The organism is Blastococcus sp. SYSU DS1024, assembly GCF_054050795.1.
Genome location: NZ_JBJHAA010000001.1, coordinates 291614 through 305497, shown reverse-complemented (window position 1 = coordinate 305497; position 13884 = coordinate 291614). Strand labels below are relative to the sequence as shown.

Annotated in this window: 14 protein-coding genes and 1 tRNA gene; 8 read left to right on the top strand and 7 right to left on the bottom strand. The window is 74.2% G+C overall.

The window, feature by feature from the left end:
- Positions 1–16: 16 nt before the first annotated feature.
- The 5 genes from ACI79S_RS01470 to ACI79S_RS01450 form a co-directional block, all read right to left on the bottom strand.
- A complete protein-coding gene (locus tag ACI79S_RS01470) occupies positions 17–1063 on the bottom strand; it encodes a hypothetical protein (RefSeq protein ID WP_456591661.1) in 1047 nt (348 codons plus the stop codon).
- On the bottom strand, positions 1060–1710 hold the full coding sequence (locus tag ACI79S_RS01465; protein WP_456591660.1) for an RNA polymerase sigma factor: 651 nt from the start codon (positions 1708–1710) through the stop codon (positions 1060–1062). The genes ACI79S_RS01470 and ACI79S_RS01465 overlap by 4 nt, the downstream gene beginning before the upstream one ends.
- 146 nt (positions 1711–1856) lie before the next feature.
- Positions 1857–2210 carry a hypothetical protein gene (locus tag ACI79S_RS01460; RefSeq protein ID WP_456591659.1) on the bottom strand — a complete coding sequence of 118 codons (354 nt, stop codon included), beginning with the start codon at positions 2208–2210 and terminating at the stop codon, positions 1857–1859.
- 57 nt (positions 2211–2267) lie between these two features.
- Positions 2268–2744, bottom strand: a complete 477-nt coding sequence (locus ACI79S_RS01455) for a GNAT family N-acetyltransferase (protein ID WP_456591658.1) — start codon at positions 2742–2744, stop codon at positions 2268–2270.
- On the bottom strand, positions 2744–3322 hold the full coding sequence (locus tag ACI79S_RS01450; RefSeq protein ID WP_456591657.1) for a TetR/AcrR family transcriptional regulator: 579 nt from the start codon (positions 3320–3322) through the stop codon (positions 2744–2746). The genes ACI79S_RS01455 and ACI79S_RS01450 overlap by 1 nt, the downstream gene beginning before the upstream one ends.
- Before the next feature lie 94 nt (positions 3323–3416).
- Here ACI79S_RS01450 and ACI79S_RS01445 point away from each other — a divergent pair, with 94 nt between their 5' ends.
- Together ACI79S_RS01445 and ACI79S_RS01440 are read left to right on the top strand one after the other, a co-directional pair.
- The gene (locus ACI79S_RS01445) at positions 3417–4580 is read left to right on the top strand and encodes an acyl-CoA dehydrogenase family protein (RefSeq protein WP_456591656.1); all 1164 of its coding nucleotides are present in this window, start codon (positions 3417–3419) and stop codon (positions 4578–4580) included.
- A gap of 109 nt (positions 4581–4689) precedes the next feature.
- Positions 4690–5118 (top strand): DUF1707 SHOCT-like domain-containing protein, encoded by a 429-nt coding sequence (locus ACI79S_RS01440; RefSeq protein WP_456591655.1) that lies wholly within the window; start codon positions 4690–4692, stop codon positions 5116–5118.
- 19 nt (positions 5119–5137) lie between these two features.
- Here the strand turns inward: ACI79S_RS01440 and ACI79S_RS01435 are convergent, their stop codons facing one another.
- Complete coding sequence (locus tag ACI79S_RS01435) at positions 5138–6040, bottom strand: F510_1955 family glycosylhydrolase (RefSeq protein WP_456591654.1); 903 nt, start codon at positions 6038–6040, stop codon at positions 5138–5140.
- 182 nt (positions 6041–6222) lie between these two features.
- Positions 6223–6308, bottom strand: a tRNA-Leu gene (locus ACI79S_RS01430).
- Between the two features lie 175 nt (positions 6309–6483).
- On the opposite strand from ACI79S_RS01430, the gene ACI79S_RS01425 reads away from it, so the two are divergent.
- The 6 genes from ACI79S_RS01425 (at position 6484) to ACI79S_RS01400 (ending at position 13812) form a co-directional block, all read left to right on the top strand.
- Entirely contained in the window at positions 6484–7302 is an 819-nt protein-coding gene (locus ACI79S_RS01425) for an FhaA domain-containing protein (RefSeq protein ID WP_456591653.1), read from the top strand.
- Between the two features lie 85 nt (positions 7303–7387).
- The gene (locus tag ACI79S_RS01420; protein ID WP_456591652.1) at positions 7388–7846 is read left to right on the top strand and encodes an FHA domain-containing protein FhaB/FipA; all 459 of its coding nucleotides are present in this window, start codon (positions 7388–7390) and stop codon (positions 7844–7846) included.
- Positions 7843–9255 (top strand): PP2C family protein-serine/threonine phosphatase, encoded by a 1413-nt coding sequence (locus ACI79S_RS01415; RefSeq protein ID WP_456591651.1) that lies wholly within the window; start codon positions 7843–7845, stop codon positions 9253–9255. The genes ACI79S_RS01420 and ACI79S_RS01415 overlap by 4 nt, the downstream gene beginning before the upstream one ends.
- Entirely contained in the window at positions 9255–10661 is a 1407-nt protein-coding gene (locus ACI79S_RS01410; RefSeq protein ID WP_456591650.1) for an FtsW/RodA/SpoVE family cell cycle protein, read from the top strand. Before ACI79S_RS01415 ends, ACI79S_RS01410 begins: the two co-directional genes overlap by 1 nt.
- The gene (locus tag ACI79S_RS01405; RefSeq protein ID WP_456591649.1) at positions 10658–12100 is read left to right on the top strand and encodes a peptidoglycan D,D-transpeptidase FtsI family protein; all 1443 of its coding nucleotides are present in this window, start codon (positions 10658–10660) and stop codon (positions 12098–12100) included. Before ACI79S_RS01410 ends, ACI79S_RS01405 begins: the two co-directional genes overlap by 4 nt.
- Complete coding sequence (locus tag ACI79S_RS01400; protein WP_456591648.1) at positions 12100–13812, top strand: protein kinase domain-containing protein; 1713 nt, start codon at positions 12100–12102, stop codon at positions 13810–13812. The genes ACI79S_RS01405 and ACI79S_RS01400 overlap by 1 nt, the downstream gene beginning before the upstream one ends.
- The last annotated feature ends 72 nt before the right edge of the window (positions 13813–13884 follow it).

Below are 13884 nucleotides of genomic sequence, written 5' to 3'. Positions count from 1 at the left end.
TGCAGATCTCGCGCGCTCAGGGGTGGTAGGTCACCTGCCCCGCGAACTCCAGCACCTGCTCCTGGGTGAACGCGTCGGGCACCTGGAGGGTGAAGGCGGTGCCGTCCTCGAACTGCCCCTGCAGGAACCAGCCGCGGTCCCTCGGCCCGTTGTCGACCCGCACCAGCGCCGCCGGCCGGCCCTGCACCGTCACGTCGAGCTGCGGACCCACGGGGCCCATGAGGTTCTCCCGCACCTGCTCCAGCGGAGCGACGTCGTCGGCCAGGGGCACGTGCACGGTGATCGTCTGCTGCTCGTAGGCGTCGTTGACCAGAGTGAGGACGCGGCCCATCTTGTAGAACTGCACCGACCAGCCGGCCGGGGCGAGCTCGGCGGTCAGCGTCGCCCGCTGCGGCCGGTCGACCAGCGACTCCGCGACGGCGACCAGCTCCGACGTCCGGCTGTACCGGCCCTCACCGGTCAGCGTCACCCACTGGTCGTCCGTGCGTTCCCAGACGAGTTCGGCGAACCGCATGCGCCCGCAGACGGTCAGGCCGTCCTCGCAGTAGACGTCCCGGGATCCGCGGACCACGTCGGCGTCCCTGCCGTCGACGCTGACCTCCGCGCGCTCGGTGACATCGACGTGCTCGGCGGCGCCGTCCGACCACCGGTCGGGCTCGTCCTCGTGGACGCCCACGGTGAAGCGGTCGGCCCCGTCCGCCGAGTCGAACTCCGCGAAGCCGGCCGACTCGCCGTCGCCGGTGAAAGCCGGCCGCATCCCGTCGGGCTCGGGGTCGAGCGACAAGGGGAAGGTCGGCATCTCGAAGTCCACGAGGGTGACGCTCTCGGCCGGGGCGCCGGGACCGTCGGGGGCGGCGATGACGACGGCGGCGGCCCAGGCGGCGGCGACCGTGACGACGGCGATCCCGGCGCGGAGGGCCACCTTCCGGCTCGGCCGGCGTGCCCGCCGGGGAGTCGGGCCCTCGATCTCGGCGAGCAGCGCGGCCCGCGCGGCGGATCGGGCGGCGGGGGACAGCGGCGGCGCCTCGGGGCCCGCCTCGCGGAGCAGCGTGAGGTCGTTCATCGGTACTCCTCCTCGGAGACGGGGTCGAACGGGGAGACGTCGCCGAGCGCGGCGCGGGTCTGGCGGCGGGCGCGGTGCAGGCGGGAGCGCACCGTGCCGACGGGGACGTCGAGGACGGCGGCGATCTCCTCGTAGCCGAGCTGACCCCAGGCGAGCAGCAGGAGGGCGTCGCGGTCGCGCGGCTTCAACGCGGCGAGCGCGGCGGCCAGCGGACCGCGCAACGCCTGGGCGTCGAGCCGGCCGGCGGCGTCCCCGGGGTCGTCGCCGGGCCGCTCGGGCTCGGCGGCCGCGCGCGCCAGGGCCTTGTAACGGCGCTGCTCGGTGCGCACGTGCCCGTGCACGACGTTGGTGGCGATGCCCAGTAGCCAGGGCCGCACCTCGACGTGCTCGGGCCGGTAGGCCGCCCGGCGGCGGAAGGCGATCAGGAACGTCTCGCTGAGCAGGTCGTCGGCCAGCTCCCCGACCCGGCGGCCCAGGTAGCGGTGCACCGTGGCGGCGTGCCGGTCGAACAGCGGGGCGAACTCCGCCGGGTCGTCGACCGACCGCGCGATCAGCTCCGCGTCGCTGGGCAGCGACTCGGGGAGGGCGCGCAGCCGCGGGGGTTCGGCGGGTGGACCGGCGGACCGGTGCAGCGCCGTCTGGGTCACGGCTGGTGATGATCCGGCCGCGATCGGTGAAGTCGTCACATCCCTTGATGTCCGGAGCGGCGGATCCGGTTCACGGTTTCACCGCGGGGACCGTGCACCCGACCAAGCCGGGAGCGCCGACGTTCCCGCAGGAACGCGGCCGACGCTCAGCCCTCGCAGTTCTCGTCGCCGTAGGCGCTGACGGTGTCCGCCGCGGCGAGGAACTCCACCAGTTCCTCCTCGCTCAGCTCGCCCTCCGCGACCGCGCTGTCCAGGTCAGCAGCGGGAGGGAAGTTCTCGGCCATGTACCGGGCCGCTTCCTCGACGTCGTCCGCCTCGTCGGGAACGCTGTCGGCCAGGTCCTCGAGCACCTCCCGGGCGTGTTCGCCGTCCTCCGGCTCGATCTCGGCGGTCGCCAGGTACTGCTCGCAGAAGTCCTCGACGTTCGAGCCGCCGCAGGCGGTGAGGCCGAGCGGGACGGTCGCCACGGCGGCGAGGAGGACGAGCCCGCGGATGCGCATGGGCTCCACCCTCACACACCCCTGCCCGGGCAGCGGCCCGTCCGGTATCCGGACGACTCAGGCCGTGTCGAGGTCCTTCGCGAAGAACAGCGAGTCCACCGCGTCCGGGTCGCCCACGTAGTCCCCGAAGGCCTCGATCGGCCGGTACCCGGTGCCCGAGTAGAGGCCGATCGCCTCCGGCTGGAGCGGGCCGGTCTCCAGCCGCAGCGCGGCCCAGCCCCGCGACCGTGCGGCCTCCTCCAGCCCGGCGAGCACGGCCTTCGACACCCCGCGGCCCCGCGCGGCCGGAACCACGTACATGCGCTTGACCTCGGCCACGCCGTCGCCGAGCGCCCGGAGCGCCCCGCAGCCCAGCGGCGTCCCGTCGTCGTCGCGGGCGAGCAGCACCAGGGCGACGTCGGCCCCGGAGGGGTGGGTGCCCGGCTCCTCCTTGCCGCCGTAGCGGGCGCGGACCTCCGTCTGCTGGTCGGTGGTCAGCCGTCGCACGTCGGCGTCGTCCCACGCCGCCTCCTCCACCCGCACGACGGAGATCATCACAGGGTGATGCCGTGCAGCAGCAGGGCGGCCAGCTCCCGGTAGGCCGTCGCGTCGTCCAGGCCGGTCGCACGCCCGGTGTCGCCGCGGCCGATGCGCAGCATCAACGTGGTCACCGTGTCGGCGACCAGCGCCGGGTGCACCTCGCGGAACCGGCCCTGGGCCACGCCCTCGCTGATCAGCTCGCGCACCCGCCCGGCCGCCAGGGCGGTGTTGCGCTCGTAGATCTCCCGGCCCGGGGCGAAGGCGTCGAGGTCGCGGTGGAAGGCCGGCCCCGCGGGGGCGAGCGCAGCGGCCACCGCGGTCAGGTAGGCGGTCACCCGCCGGGCGGGGTCGGCCTCGGTGACGGTGCGCGCCTCGACCGTCGCCGTCGCCTTGCGGAAGAAGTGCCGGATCACCCGGAGCGCCAGCTGCTCCTTGCTGCCGGCCAGGGCGTAGAGCGTGCTCTTGGAGCAGTGCAGCCGGACGGCGAGGTCCTCGAGCGTGAACCCGGCGAAGCCCTCGGCGAGGAACACCTCCTCGAGCTGGTCGAGCAGCTCGGCCTGGCGGCGGGTCAGCCGCCCCTCAGCGGTCTCCATGGCACCTCCTCCCGGCGGACCGGCATGAACCTGGACGCAGAACAGTACTGCGGTACGGTCAGCAGTACAGTTGCCGACCTTCCGGAGGAGACCCGTGGCCGTCGAGCGCGAACTGCCCACGCCCGAGGCCGAGGACCTGCTGGCCCTCACCCGGGAGATCGCCGACGCCGAGCTCGCACCGAAGGCCGCGACCTACGAGCGGGAGGAGCGCTTCCCCCGCGAGGTCTTCCGGCTGCTGGGCGAGACCGGGCTGATGGGCCTGCCGTTCCCCGAGGAGGTCGGGGGCGGCGGCCAGCCCTACGCCGTCTACCTGCAGGTGCTCGAGGAGCTGGCGGCCCGCTGGGCGAGCGTCGCCCTGGGCATCAGCGTGCACACCCTCGCCTGCTCCCCCATCGCGAACTTCGGCACCGAGGCGCAGCGCCGCGACCTGCTGCCCGAGATGGTGGGCGGCACCCTGATCGGCGCCTACTCGCTCTCCGAGGCACACGCCGGCTCCGACGTCGCCGCGATGCGCGCCACCGCCACCGCCACCGCCGACGGCTGGATCGCCCGCGGCGAGAAGGCGTGGGTCACCCACGGCGGGCACGCCGACTTCTACTCGACGTTCCTGCGCACGCCCGCGGACGGCGACCGGGGCATCTCCTGCTTCCACCTGACCCCCGACCTGCCCGGGTTCAGCGCCGCGAAGCCCGAGGAGAAGATGGGCCTGACCGGCTCGACCACCGCGGCGATCCGGCTCGACGACGTGCCGATCCCGGCGGATCGCCTGGTCGGCGAACCCGGGCGCGGCATGGCGATCGCCCTGGGGGCGCTGGACTCGGGACGGCTGGGCATCAGCGCGGTCGCCGTCGGGCTGGCGCAGTCGGCCCTCGACGTCGCCGTCGCCTACGCCGTCGAGCGGGAGGCGTTCGGCCGGCCCATCGCCGAGCACCAGGGCGTCGCCTTCCTGCTGGCCGACATGGCCGCGGCCGTGGAGTCCGCCCGCGCCACCTACCTGGTCGCCGCCCGGCGCAAGGACGCCGGCAAGCCGTTCTCCCGGCAGGCCAGCATCGCCAAGCTGGTCGCCACCGATGCCGCGATGAAGGTGACCACCGACGCGGTCCAGGTGCTGGGCGGAGCGGGGTACACCCGCGACCACCCGGCCGAGCGGTACATGCGCGAGGCGAAGGTCATGCAGATCTTCGAGGGCACGAACCAGATCCAGCGCATGGTCATCGGCCGCCACCTCACCGCCGAGGCGGTCCCGCCGGCCGGCTGACCCGTGCCTCCGCGCAGCTGACGGGTTCCACGTGGAACCGGTGACAGCTGTCAGTGGTCCGCGCCCGCCCCGCCGGACCAGACTGGGGTCCCCGAGCGAGGAGAGCACCGTGCCCGAGCCCCATCTGCGCGCCGCCGACTCCGACCGCGCCGCCGTCGCCACCACGCTCGGCCACGCCATGTCGGAGGGCCGGCTCACCGTCGCCGAGTACGACGAGCGCCTCGCCCGCGTCTACGCGGCCCGCACCTTCGGCGAGCTCGCCGAGCTCACCGCCGACCTGCCGGCCGCGCCCTCCCGGCCCGCCCCGGCACCGGTTCCCGCGGGCACCAGCTCCTGCCCGGCCGGCGCCACCCGCCACGGGCACGCGTGGGGGTCGTGGTCGAGCACGGCGCTGATCGTGCTCGCCGTCTGGGCGGTGACCTCGATCGCCGCGCGCGAGTTCCTGTACTTCTGGCCGTTCTGGGTGATCGTCCCGTGGGGCGCGGTGCTGCTGCTCGGCCACCTGGGCGAGCGGGGACGCCGCCGGCTCCCCGGCTGACCGGGCGCGCCGGTCGGCGTCACGCCTCGCGGTAGAGCTCCGTGAAGGTCGCCCCGCCGTCGGTGGAGACGAGGACCGCGCCCGCCACGGCGACGTGGATGCGCCCCCCGTCGCCGGTCAGCGCCTCCGGCGGGCCGCCGACGTGCCCGCGCTCCGCCCAGGTCCGCCCACCGTCGGCGCTGGTGAACACCGCCCCGTCGGGTGCGACGCCGACCGCGGAGCCGCCGTCGGCGACGTCGACCAGCGCCAGCAGCGGCGCTCCGGGGACCGCGCCGAAACCTGACCCGCCGTCCTCGGAGACCACGAGGCCGTCCTGCGTGGTGGCCAGGACCCGCCGCGGGTCCGCCGGGTCGACGGCCAGGTCGGCGACCCGCATCGCGCCCCGGTCGGCCCACTCCACGCCGTCCTGGCTGACCAGGAGCCGTCCGCCGCTGTAGCCGTAGACCGTGCCGCCCGCGGCGTCGAGCGCGTGGAAATCGGCCTCGCCGGCCAGCGACAGCGTCGTCCAGGACTCCCCGCCGTCGGTCGTCTCGAGCAGGCCGAGGTCACCGGGACCGTCCTGACCCGGCCCCGGATGGCCGCTGGCCAGGTAGTGGCCGGGCCCCACGACGGTGAAGCCCATGAAGTCCTGCACCCGGTCGGCGATGCGGACCAGCTCGCCGTCGGCGGAGATCCGCACCAGCCCGTGGTGGGTCCCTGCGTACAGCGAGTCGTCGGCCGGGTCGACGCCGAGGCCGTGCACGTGCTCGAGGACGACCTCCGGACCGGCGCCGTGGGCATCGTCCGCGTGGCTGTGGGACGCGCCGGCCGGAGCCGCCCCGTCACCGGTGCCGCCCTCGCTGCCGCAGCCGGCGAGGAGCGCCGGCACGACGGCCAGCGCCGCCCACCGGCTCCCCGCCCGGGTCGGTCGAGACGAGCGCACCGCTACCTCCGCATCCACCCGGCACCACCCGCTGTCGCGCGCGGCGCCCCCCCACCTGGGGCGGGCCACCCGCCACGGTACGACCAGCGACACGGGGCAGTGCTCCGCCGGGCGCGGGCTGCGGTCGGGGCCGGAACGACGACGTCCCGGGCCGCCAGAGGTGGCCCGGGACGTCGCAGTGCTGGTGGGCAAGGGGGGAGTTGAACCCCCACGTCCTTTCGGACACACGGACCTGAACCGTGCGCGTCTGCCATTCCGCCACTTGCCCTGGCGAGGGAAGACAGTATCAGCTGGGCCCTCCACCGCCGCCGGGGGGTTCCGCCACCGGTCCGCCCACGGACGACGTGCGGGGCGTCGCGCCTTCCTGGACGGTCAGGCGAGCGTGGCCCGGCTACGATCACGGGTGGCAGAGTGGGACGTCCGGCGAGCGCAGAGGAGCGACTGTGGGTGTGCTGCAGCGCTTCGAGCGCCGGCTCGAGGGGATGGTCGGCCTCGCCTTCGCGCGCCTCTTCAAGGGCAAGGTCCACCCCGCCGAGATCGCCAAGGCGCTCCAGCGCGAGGCCGACGAGCAGCGCTCCATCCTCGGCGAGGGCCGGGTGCTGGCGCCCAACGTCTACGTGGTCCGCCTCGGGGAGACCGACTTCGCGCACCTGGGCCAGTGGTCCGACCAGCTGGCCGGCGAGCTCGCCGACATGGTCACCGAGCACATCGAGGACGAGGGCTACCAGGTCTTCGACAAGGTCACCGTCGCGCTGGAGCGGGACGACGAGCTGACGACCGGCGTCTTCGAGGTCAGCTCGCAGGTCGCCGACCCCGCGCGCCCCCCGGTCCGGGCCGACGCATCGCCGATGGCCTCCGCCCCGGTCGCCGGCCACCCCCCGCTGCCCCCGCTCCCGCCGCTGCGCGGGCGGATGGCCACCGACACCGGCAAGCAGAACCCCTCGGTGCTCGGCCGCGCGGGCTCCCGCACGACGATGACCCACGTGCTCGTCGTCGACGGCCCGGGCACGCGGCACGAGCTGTCCACCGGCCGCAACGTCATCGGCCGGGGCACCGAGGCCGACATCCGCATCCCCGACACCGGCGTCAGCCGCAAGCACGTCGACGTGGTCCTCGACGGGGACGTCGCGACTGTGGAGGACCTCGGGTCGACCAACGGCACCCTGGTCAACGGCCGGCGCGTCGCCCGCCAGCCGCTCAGCGACGGCGACGTCATCCGCATCGGGCACTCCGTCCTCGTCTACCGGCAGGACGGGGCGTGACCGGCTCCGTGCGGTCAGAGGAATCCGGCATCCGGGAGCAGACGTCCCGCCGCGATGCCGGGCAGGTGTCTGCCGGGGTGCGGCCGTGACCGAACTCGTCGTGCAGATCTTCCGCTTCGGCTTCCTCCTGCTGCTGTGGCTGTTCATCTTCGCCGCGTTCCGCGTGGTGCGGGCCGACCTGTTCGGCAGACGCCCCGGGCGCGTCACCACCGTGCCGCCCCGCTCGGCCACGCCCAAGAAGCGTGGCCACCGCGGCCCCAAGTCCCTGGTGGTCACCGCCGGGCCGCTCACCGGTACCAAGATCACCCTCGGTGACCAACCCATCCTCATCGGCCGGGCCGACGACTCGACCCTGGTCCTCACCGACGACTTCGCCAGCTCCCGGCACGCCCGCCTGACCAACCGGGGCGGCCAGTGGTACGTCGAGGACCTGGGTTCGACCAACGGCACCTACCTCGACCAGCAGCGCGTGCAGGGCCCGCTGCAGGTCGCCCCCGGCCAGCCGATCCGCATCGGCCAGACCGCACTGGAGCTGCGTTCGTGACGCTGGTTCTCCGCTACGCCGCGCGTTCCGACCGCGGCCTCATCCGCGGCAACAACCAGGACTCGGTCTACGCCGGGCCCCGGCTGCTGGCCGTGGCCGACGGCATGGGCGGCCACGCCGCCGGCGACATCGCCAGCAAGGTGGTGATCGCCGCCCTCGAGCACCTCGACGACGACACGCCGACCGGCGACATGCTCCAGTCGCTGCGGGCCGCCGTGCACGAGGGCAGCGAGCACCTGCGCGAGGTCATCCGCGAGTCGCCCCAGCTCGAGGGCATGGGCACCACGCTCACCGCCATCCTCTTCGCCGGCGGCCGGCTCGCCCTGTGCCACGTCGGCGACACCCGGGCCTACCTGCTGCGCGACGGCGAGTTCACCCAGATCACCCACGACGACACGTTCGTGCAGAGCCTGATCGACGACGGCCGGATCACCGAGGAGGAGGCGAGCACGCACCCGCAGCGGTCCCTCCTGCTGCGCGCCCTCAACGGCCAGGACGTCGAACCCGACCTCTCGATGCGCGAGGCGCGCGCCGGCGACCGCTACCTGCTGTGCTCCGACGGTCTGTCCGGTGTCGTCAGCGAGGAGACCCTGGCCGAGGCGCTCAAGGACCCCGACCCCGAGGCCACGGCCGACCGGCTGATCGAACTGGCCCTGCGCAGCGGCGGCCCGGACAACATCACCGTGATCGTCGCCGACGTCCTCGAGGACACCGGTGGCAACGGCCGCTTCGACCCGGTCGTGGACGGCGCGGCCGGCGACAACATCGGCCAGCGCGACGTGGACCCGCGCTCCGCGGCCGGCCGGGCCGCGCTCGCCGACCAGGCCGCTGCTCCCCCGCCGACACCCACACTGCCGACGGGCGGCGGCCCCTCCGCCCGCCGCCGCCCGATGCGCATCCTCCTGGTGGCGGGGGCCCTTCTCACCGTGCTGGTGGCCGGGGCGATCGGTACGTACGTGTGGGCGCTCAACCACTGGTTCGTGGGGGTGAACGGCTCGGGGGACGACCGGCAGGTTGCCGTCTTCCGCGGGCTGGACGCCTCCCTGCTCGGGATGGACTTCTACCGCCTGGACCGGGGCACCGACCTCGCGCTCAGCGACCTGACCCCGGCCGCGCGCAACCGCGTCCTCGACACCATCGCCGCGGACGACTCCGAGGACGCCGAGCGGATCGTCTCCGCGCTGACCGACCAGCGACTGCCCCTGTGCCGCACCGCCGGGAGCGGCACGGCCTCGCCTGAGGAGGAGCCGGCGGTGCCGCCGGCGGCCGCGCCGACGACCGCCCAGGAACCGGCGCCCGGCGAGCCCGCCCTCCCCGAGGCACCCACGGACGAGCCGACGAGCGTGCCCTCGCCGGCACGGACGACGTCGTCGCCCGTGCCGGGGGTGGACTGCCGGGAGGCCGACTGATGGCCGGCCCCGTCACCGACCCGCGTGCCGCCGCGGCCGAGACGCCCACCCGGCGGGGCACCGAGGCGTTGCTGCTCGCCTTCGCCGTCCTCATCACCGTCGCGGCGCAGGCGATCGTCGACCTCACCGTCACCGGCGAGCTGCGCCCGGAGATGGCCGGCTTCAGCGTGTGGATCACCGCGCTGTGGGTGGTCGCGCACCTCGTCGTCCGCCGGTGGGCGGCCTACGCCGATCCGCTGCTGCTCCCGGCCGTCGCGCTGCTGGTCGGGCTCGGCCTGGCCGTGATCCACCGCCTCGACCTGGCGGCCGGGCAGGTCGGCAGCACGGTCACCCGCGAGGACGCCCCCGTGCAGCTGGTGTGGGCCACCCTGGGCGTCGCGCTCTTCGTCACGGTGCTCGTCGTCGTCCGCGACCACCGGATCCTGTCCCGGTTCGCCTACACGCTGGCCCTGATCGGCCTGGTGCTGCTGGCCATCCCGGCCGTGCTGCCGGCGTCCATCTCGGAGGTCAACGGCGCCAAGATCTGGATCCGGGTGGCCGGCTTCTCCATCCAGCCGGGCGAGTTCGCCAAGATCTGCCTGGTCGTCTTCTTCGCCGCCTACCTGGTGGACAAGCGGGACGTGCTGGCGCTGGCGAGCAAGAAGGTGGCCGGCATCGAGCTGCCGCGCGGCCGCGACCTGGGCCCGGTGCTGCTCGCCTGGGTCGTCTCGATCCTGGTGCTCGTCTTCGAGCGCGACCTGGGCAGCTCGCTGCTGCTGTTCGGCATCTTCGTGGTGATGCTGTACGTGGCCACCGAGCGCGCCAGCTGGCTGTTCATCGGCCTGGCCCTCTTCGCCGGTGGCGCGTTCATCGCCTACCAGATCTTCAGCCACGTGCAGACCCGCGTGAACACCTGGCTGGACCCGTCCGCCTACTACGACGGCGCCGGGTACCAGCTGATGCAGTCGTTGTTCGGCCTCGGCACCGGGGGGCTCTTCGGCGCCGGCCTCGGCGGCGGGCGCCCCGACCAGGTGCCGGTCGCCAAGAGCGACTTCATCGCCGCCGCCGTCGGCGAGGAGCTCGGCCTCTTCGGGCTGGTCGCGGTGATCGTGGTGTACCTGATCCTGGTCGAGCGCGGGCTGCGCACCTCGCTCGTCGTCCGCGACGCCTTCGGCAAGCTGCTGGCCACCGGGCTGGCGTTCGCCATCGCGTGGCAGGTGTTCGTGGTGCTGGGCGGGGTCACCGGGCTGCTCCCGCTGACCGGCCTCACCACACCGTTCCTGGCCTACGGCGGATCGTCGCTCGTGGCGAACTTCGTGCTCGTCGCGCTGCTGGTCCGGATCAGCGACGCCGCGCGCCGCCCGGCGACGCAGCACGCCGCCCCCGTGCGTCTCGGGGACGCCCCGACCGAGGTGGTGACGCCGTGAACGCACCCCTGCGGCGGGTGGCGATCAGCGTGCTGGTGCTGTTCACGCTGCTGATCGTCAACGTCAACGTCATCCAGGTCGTCCGCTCGGACGACCTGCGCAGCGACACCCGCAACACCCGCACCATCGCCGAGTCCTACGACCGGGAACGCGGCTCGATCATCGTGGCGGGCACCGAGGTCGCGATGTCGGTCCCCACCGACGGCCGTCTGGAGTACCTGCGCACCTACCCGCAGGGGCCGTTGTACGCGCCGGTCACCGGGTACCACTCGCTGGTGTACGGCAACCGGTACCTCGAGGACGTCATGAACGACGTGCTCTCCGGGGACGACGACCGGCTGTTCGTCCGGCGCATCGCCGACCTGTTCACCGGGCGCGACCCCGCCGGCGGGGACGTCGTCCTCACCCTCGACCCCGCCGTGCAGGCCGCCGCCATGGCCGGCCTCGAGGGTGTCACCGGCGGCGTCGTCGCCCTCGACCCGCGGACCGGCGCGATCCTGGGCATGGCGAGCACGCCCACCTACGACCCCGGCCTGGTCTCCGGCCACGACCCCTCGGCAATCCGCGAGAACATGGAGGCCATCACCTCGCAGGAGCTGGACCCGCGGGTGAACCGCTCGATCGCGGACAACTACCCGCCCGGGTCGCTGTTCAAGGTGATCGTCGCGGCGGCCGCGCTGGAGGAGGGGCTGGCCCCCGACACCGTGGTGCCGGCCCCGCGGGAGCTGCCCCTGCCGAACAGCACCCGGGTGATCCCCAACTTCGGCGGCTCGGCGTGCGACCCCAGCGGCCAGCAGTCGCTCATCGACGCGCTGACCATCTCCTGCAACACCGCCTTCGCCCAGCTCGGCCTCGACCTCGGTGAGGAGCAGGTGCGCGAGATGGCGGAGGCGTTCGGCCTGGACGACGAGGGCCTGCAGATCCCCCTGGAGGTGGCGGCGAGCACCGTGGGCGAGATCCCCGACGAGGCCGCCCTGGCCCAGGCGTCGATCGGCCAGCGCAACGTCCGGATGACCGTGCTGCAGGCGGCCACGGTCGCCGCCACGGTGGCCAACGACGGCGTGCAGATGAAGCCCTACCTGGTCGACGAGCTGCGCGCGCCGGACCTCACCGTCATCGACTCCACCGACCCGGAGGAGCTGCGGGAACCGATCTCCGCGACCGTCGCCGACCAGCTCACCGAGATGATGGTCAGCGTCGTCGCCCGCGGCTCCGGACGGGCCGCCCGGCTCTCCGGCATGGAGGTGGCCGGCAAGACCGGCACCGCCCAGGTCCGGCCCGACGTGCCCGACCACAACTGGTTCATGGGCTTCGCGCCGGCCGACGACCCGCAGATCGCCGTCGCCGTCTTCGTGGCCAACGGTGGCGGTACCGGCGGTGACGTCTCCGCCCCCATCGCCCGCGACGTCATGGCGGCCTGGTTCGAGGGGCGGGGCTGATGGCACTCGGTATCGGGAGCCTGCTGGCCGGCCGCTACAAGATCACCGCGCCCATCGCCACCGGCGGGATGGGGGAGGTGTGGAAGGCCCGCGACCAGGTGCTGGACCGCATCGTCGCGGCCAAGGTGCTCAAGACCGAGTACACCAACGAACCGAGCTTCCTGGCCCGCTTCCGCAACGAGGCGCGGCACACCGCGGCTCTCTCGCACCCCAACATCGCCTCGGTCTACGACTACGGCGAGACCACCGACGACAGCGGCGTGCAGACCCTGGCGTTCCTGGTGATGGAGTACGTCGAGGGCCAGCCGCTGGTGACGATCCTCCACGAGGAGGGCCGGCTGCCGGTCGACTGGACCCTGCACGTGCTCGGCCAGGCCGCGGACGGCCTCTCCGCCGCCCACCGGGCCGGTGTGGTGCACCGCGACATCAAGCCCGGCAACCTCATCGTCCGGCCCGACGGCGTGGTGAAGCTGACCGACTTCGGCATCGCCCAGGCCCGGGACGCCGCGCCGCTCACCCGCACCGGCATGGTGGTCGGCACCGCGCAGTACCTCTCCCCGGAGCAGGCCCAGGGCATGGAGGTCACCGCCGCCTCCGACGTCTACTCGCTCGGCGTCGTCGGCTTCGAGTGCCTCGCCGGCGCCCGGCCGTTCGACGGCGCCTCGCAGGTGGCCATCGCGCTGGCGCACATCAACCGGCCACCGCCCCCGCTGCCGGGGGACATCCCGCCGGCGGTCCGCCTGCTCATCGAGCGCGCCCTGGCGAAGGACCCGGCGGACAGGTTCACCGACGGTGGCGCCTTCGCCGAGGCGGTCCGCCGCGTCGCCGCCGGTGACGCCCTCGCCGCCTCCGTGGTCGCCCCGGCGACCGCCCCGACGCAGATCGTGGACGTCGGCGACGGGCACACGCAGGTCTTCGCCACCCCGGCCGCCGGCATGCCCGCGGTGTCACCGGCCACCGGTGGCCGTCCGATGCCGCCCCTGCACGCTGCTCCGGACGACGACGACGACTGGACGGCCGGCGGCGAGCCGCCCGCCCGGGGCGGCACCCGGCGCTGGGCCTGGCTGGCCGCGGCCGTCGTGGTCCTGCTGCTGGTGGCCGGCATCACGTACTGGCTGCTGTCCGGCACGGGAGCCGATCCCGGCAACGAGGACGCCGCTCCCACCACCGGCGCCCCGACCACCAGCGCCGAGCCGGCCGGGATCCTGCTGGACCCGGCCCGGTTCATCGGCCGGGACGCCGACGAGGTGGAGGAGGAGCTGCGGGACGCCGGTTTCACGTCGATCTCGCAGCAGGAGGCCAGCACGGGGCTGCTGACCGCCCTGGGCCAGCCCCTGGACGAGGGCGACGTCGCGGCCATCGACCCGGCCGGCGTCGAGGCGACCCCGGACACCCCGATCACGCTGTACTACTCCCCCGACGACTACGACCCCGACGCCGGCCAGGGCGACGAGGGCAACGAGGGCGACGAGGGCGGTGACGACGAGGAGGCGCCGGCCCCGACGACCGCGCCCCCGCCGACGACCGCCGCCCCGACGGGGACGACGCAGCCGACCACGCCCGCGGCCACCACCACGGCGCCGACGACGACCTCCCCGTCGACGTCGGCCGAGGGGAACCCCGCACCGACCACCACCGCGCCGGTCGAGCCGACGGTCACCGAGCCCGAGGTCGATTCGAACGCGGCGACGACGCGGGGTAACGGACAGTGACCGGCTCGACACCCGGATCCCGGGTTGCGGGGCGTTCTGCGGTTAGGCTCGCCGACGGCCAGCAGTCCGCGG

What these genes read in the sequence shown, in the direction of transcription:
- ACI79S_RS01400 (WP_456591648.1), top strand. Translation starts at nt 12,100, where the DNA reads ATGGCACTCGGTATCGGGAGCCTGCTGGCCGGCCGCTACAAGATCACC.
- ACI79S_RS01410 (WP_456591650.1), top strand. Translation starts at nt 9,255, where the DNA reads ATGGCCGGCCCCGTCACCGACCCGCGTGCCGCCGCGGCCGAGACGCCC.
- ACI79S_RS01450 (WP_456591657.1), bottom strand. Translation starts at nt 3,322, where the DNA reads ATGGAGACCGCTGAGGGGCGGCTGACCCGCCGCCAGGCCGAGCTGCTC.
- ACI79S_RS01455 (WP_456591658.1), bottom strand. Translation starts at nt 2,744, where the DNA reads ATGATCTCCGTCGTGCGGGTGGAGGAGGCGGCGTGGGACGACGCCGAC.
- ACI79S_RS01470 (WP_456591661.1), bottom strand. Translation starts at nt 1,063, where the DNA reads ATGAACGACCTCACGCTGCTCCGCGAGGCGGGCCCCGAGGCGCCGCCG.
- ACI79S_RS01460 (WP_456591659.1), bottom strand. Translation starts at nt 2,210, where the DNA reads ATGCGCATCCGCGGGCTCGTCCTCCTCGCCGCCGTGGCGACCGTCCCG.